The organism is uncultured Acidovorax sp. (assembly GCF_964021665.1).
Classification (GTDB): domain Bacteria; phylum Pseudomonadota; class Gammaproteobacteria; order Burkholderiales; family Burkholderiaceae_C; genus Acidovorax; species Acidovorax temperans.
This window is the reverse complement of sequence record NZ_CAXIAK010000150.1, coordinates 1-4,079: the sequence shown is the minus strand read 5'-3', so window position 1 is coordinate 4,079 and position 4,079 is coordinate 1. Positions and strand designations below refer to the sequence as shown.

Sequence of the window (4,079 nt, the reverse complement as noted above, 5' to 3'; positions counted from 1 at the left end):
AGAACACCGGGGAGAGCCAATCGGATACCATTGCTGGATGAAATCACAGTATCAACGGGGCTACTGGAGCTAAATAGATACCCCTTATAAAAATACAGTTATTATGCAATTCACGACGTACCGTTGATTTACCCACCCCACGAGCTTCCTCCATGTCTGCCTTGTCTTTTGCGCCCCCGCGCGATGCGCCAGCCAAAGGCCCTGTGCATTTGCAGGGGGTGTGGCTGGGCCACCAGTTGTGCGATGCCGCTTCGGCCCCCACCCAGCCCACAGGGCACAGCGCTCTGGATGCGCAGTTGCCCGGTGGCGGCTGGCCCATTGGCGCGCTGACCGAGGTGCTGCAGCCCAACCCCAGCCGCCATGCCTGGCAACTGCTGCAGCCCGCGCTGGCGCAGGCCACGGCGGCCCGGCCGGGGTCTGTGGTGCTGGTCGCCCCGCCGTTCGAGCCTTTTGTCCCCGCCTTGCAGGCCGCTGGCCTGCCGCCTACGCGCTTGTGCAAGGTGCAGCCGGGGGCTGCAGCCACTGGCAAAGCTGCTACCGCCACGCTGTGGGCGGCCGAGCAGGCGCTGCGCTGCCGCGATGTGCTGGCCGTGGTGGCCTGGCTGCCCCAGGCCCTGCCCGAGCAACTGCGCCGCCTGCACCTGGCCGCCGCGCAAATGGGGCAGTTGCTGTGGGTGTTTCGCCCGGCAGGGGTGCGCCAGCAGGCATCGCCTGCGCCGCTGCGCCTGTGGGTGCAAGAAGACGCGACCCAACCCCTGGCCATGCAGGTGCAGGTGCTCAAGCGCAAGGGGCCGCCGCTGGCGCAGTCTTTGGTGCTGCCAGCGGGCTCGGCCCGGCTGGCGCAGGTGCTGGCAGCAGGGGTTTTGCGCAGCCAGCAGCGGCGCGGCCAGGGCGCGGCTTCGCCCGTAGCACCTGGCTTGCCATCCCCCGTTTTTGCTGCGCCCGCTGCGTTTGGGATGCGGTGGGCAGGCACAGGGCAGGGGGGGCTGCAAGAGCCTGCCCGTGGGTGGAAGGGGGTGGCGCATGCACTGGATCGCCTGGCCGTGCCCGCAGTCCGTTGAACCCCGCCCGCCCGCCGCCCACACCGCTGGGGTAGCCGGTGCCGAGCCCAGCGCGCCGGTGCCCAGGCTGCCCAGTGGGGCGCCCGGTGCGACCTGTGCCGCGCCCGCATGGCAAACCGTGCAGGGCGCCGAGGCCTGGTGGGCGCTGCGCTTTACCCCCCGGGTGGCGCGCGTGGATGAGGCGCTGCTGCTGGAGGTGTCCACAACTGAGCGGCTGTGGGGCGGTCGCGCCGCGCTGCTGGCCCAACTGCAAGCCCATGCACCTGCGATAAAACCCGGCATTGCGCCAGAAGCCGTATCGACAGCCGGGTTTGCGTCTGAAGTAAACGTCTCTCAGGCACCGCCCGCGCCCTTGGCCCAGGGCGCCACATCGTTCCAGGCCCTGGCACTGCTGCGGCTGCAACAGGCAGGGCTGCGCCCACCCCGGCGCGTGCCGCACGATTTGCCCCTGCACACCCTGACGGCGCTGCGCCCCCATGTGGCCAGCCTGGCGCGCATGGGCTGCAACACCTGGGGCCAGCTGCGCGCCTTGCCGCGCGATGGGGTGGCGCGGCGGCTGGGCGCTGCGGCCTTGCACGCGCTGGACTGCGCTTTTGGTGACGCCCCCCACACGCACACCTGGCTGGAACTGCCCGAAACCTTTGCCCTGGCGGCCGAGCTGCCCGCGCTGGCCACCTCGGCCGATGCGCTGCTGTGGTCGGCCCACGCCTTGCTGCAAGCACTGCAGGCCTGGCTGCAGGCGCGCCAGCAGGGCGTGCTGGCGCTCGAACTGGCCTGGCACCACGACCTGCGCAAGGTGGACGGCAAGCCCGTGCCCCCCTGGCAGGCGCTGCCTGTGCGCACCGCCCAGCCCACGCAGGCCCTGGCCCACCTGCGCCGCCTGCTGGCCGAGCACCTGGCCCGCACGCCGCTGGCCGCACCCGTCAACCAGATTGCCCTGCGCGCCCTGCAAACCGTGCCCATGCCCCAGGCCAGCGCCAGCCTGCTGCCCCCCGCAGGCGTTGTGGGGCGCAGTGCCGAAGACCACGCCCGCAGTGAAAGCTGGCACCAGTTGATAGAGCGTCTGTCGGCCCGCCTGGGGCCCGAGCAGGTGCAAGGCGTGGCCCTGGTGGCAGACCACCGGCCGGAACGCATGCAGCACTGGCAGCCTGCCAGCCACGCGCTGCAAGCGGGTGGGGCAGGCCCTGCCAAAGCCTCTGCATCTCAAGTTTTGCCCGACGCCAGCCTGTGGCCCACCTGGCTGCTGCGCCCGCCGCAACGCCTGGCGGTGCAGGGCAGCCGCCCTTGCTACCAGGGGCCGCTGCGCCTGCTGGCGGGCCCCCACCGGCTGGAAGCCGCATGGTGGGAAGCTGCCGACGCCCCTGAATCGCCCCCCAATGCCTGCGGTGCCGACCCCGCCCCCGGCCTGGTGGTGCGCGACTACTTTGTGGCCCACAACGAGCGCGCCGGGCATGTGTGGGTGTTTCGTGAGCGGACACCATCGGCCCCGCCCAGCGCCGAAGGCGGCTTACCCACCCGGCAGCACCGCTGGTTTTTGCACGGCATTTATGGCTGAAGGCACCGCACCCGCCCGCCCGGCCTTGCTGGCGTTGCCCGACTATGCCGAGCTGCACTGCGTCTCCAACTTCAGCTTTCAGCGCGGCGCATCGCACCCGCATGAGCTGGTGGAGCGCGCCGCCGCTCTGGGCTACCGCGCGCTGGCGCTGACGGACGAATGTTCGGTGGCAGGCGTGGTGCGCGCCCATGTGCGGGCCAAGGCGCTGGGGCTGCACCTCATTGTGGGCAGCGAGTTTGCGTACCCCGGCTTCCGGCTGGTGGCGCTGGCGCGCAATGCGCAGGGCTGGGGCAACCTGTGCCAGTTCATCACCGCCGCGCGGCGCAGTGCGGCCAAGGGCAGTTACCAGATGGGGCCTTTGAGCGATGTGCAGCAGCTGCAAGGCTGCGAGCTGCTGCTGGTGCCCGAGCGCACGGCGCAAAACGCTACTGATTTTGTAGCTGTTAGCGCTTTATTAGAAAGCGCCAGAGCCCAATTTGGCTTAAATTTTTGGCTGGTGGCCGAGCTGCTGCTGGAGCCCGACGACGACCTGTGGCTGGCCACTTTGCAGCAGGCGGGCGCGGCGGTGGGTGTGCCGCTGGTGGCGGCGGGCGATGTGCACATGCATGTGCGCTCGCGCAAGCCGCTGCAAGACGTGATCACCGCCGTGCGCCTGGGCCTGCCGGTGGCGCATTGCGGCTTTGCGCTGCAGCCGCATGCCGAGCGCCACCTGCGCCAGCGCGTGCGGTTGGCGGGCATCTACCCGCCCGAACTGCTGCAGGCTACGGTGCAGATTGCGCAGCGTTGCACCTTCCACCTCGACGAAATCAAATACCAATACCCGCAAGAGGCCGTGCCCCCCGGCATGACGCCCGCTCAGGGCCTGGCCTGGCTCACCTACGAAGGCGCAGCCAGCCGCTACCCGCAGGGGGTGCCGCCTGCGGTGCACACCCAGCTGCAGCGCGAACTGGCGCTGATTGCCGACTGCCAATACGAGATGTACTTTCTGACGGTGCACGACATCGTGCGCTATGCGCGCAGCCAGGGCATTTTGTGCCAGGGGCGCGGCTCGGCGGCCAATTCGGCGGTGTGCTTTTGCCTGGGCATTACCGAGGTGGACCCCACCCGGTCCCACCTGCTGTTCGAGCGCTTCATCAGCAAAGACCGCCAGGAGCCGCCCGACATTGATGTGGACTTTGAGCACGACCGGCGCGAAGAGGTCATCCAGTACATCTACAGCAAATACGGACGCGACCGCGCCGCCATTGCCGCCGTGGTCACCACCTACCGCACCCGCAGCGTGCTGCGCGACGTGGGCAAGGCCCTGGGCGTGCACCCGGCGGTGGTCGATGCATTTGCCAAAGAGCACCACTGGTTTGACGAAGACCTGGCCAGCCACAAGCTGCAGGCCCTGGCCGAATCATTGGGCCAGCCGCTGGCGGCGCACACCGCCCGCCTGTGGCTGGAACTGGCGGGCGAGCTGC

3 protein-coding genes are annotated in these 4,079 nt (G+C 69.5%); all 3 read left to right on the top strand.

Annotated features, from left to right (window positions below):
* Positions 1-152: 152 nt before the first annotated feature.
* On the top strand, positions 153-1,061 hold the full coding sequence (gene imuA / locus AADJ04_RS17705) for a translesion DNA synthesis-associated protein ImuA (RefSeq protein ID WP_341240421.1): 909 nt from the start codon (positions 153-155) through the stop codon (positions 1,059-1,061).
* Positions 1,024-2,616: a DNA polymerase Y family protein gene (locus AADJ04_RS17700; RefSeq protein WP_341240420.1), complete on the top strand. Its 1,593-nt coding sequence runs from the start codon at positions 1,024-1,026 to the stop codon at positions 2,614-2,616. Before imuA ends, AADJ04_RS17700 begins: the two co-directional genes overlap by 38 nt.
* The coding region (locus tag AADJ04_RS17695) for a PHP domain-containing protein (protein ID WP_341240419.1) at positions 2,609-4,079 on the top strand (1,471 nt) is incomplete at its 3' end. The genes AADJ04_RS17700 and AADJ04_RS17695, both read left to right, overlap by 8 nt.

What these genes read in the sequence shown, in the direction of transcription:
- imuA (WP_341240421.1), top strand. Translation starts at nt 153, where the DNA reads ATGTCTGCCTTGTCTTTTGCGCCCCCGCGCGATGCGCCAGCCAAAGGC.
- AADJ04_RS17700 (WP_341240420.1), top strand. Translation starts at nt 1,024, where the DNA reads ATGCACTGGATCGCCTGGCCGTGCCCGCAGTCCGTTGAACCCCGCCCG.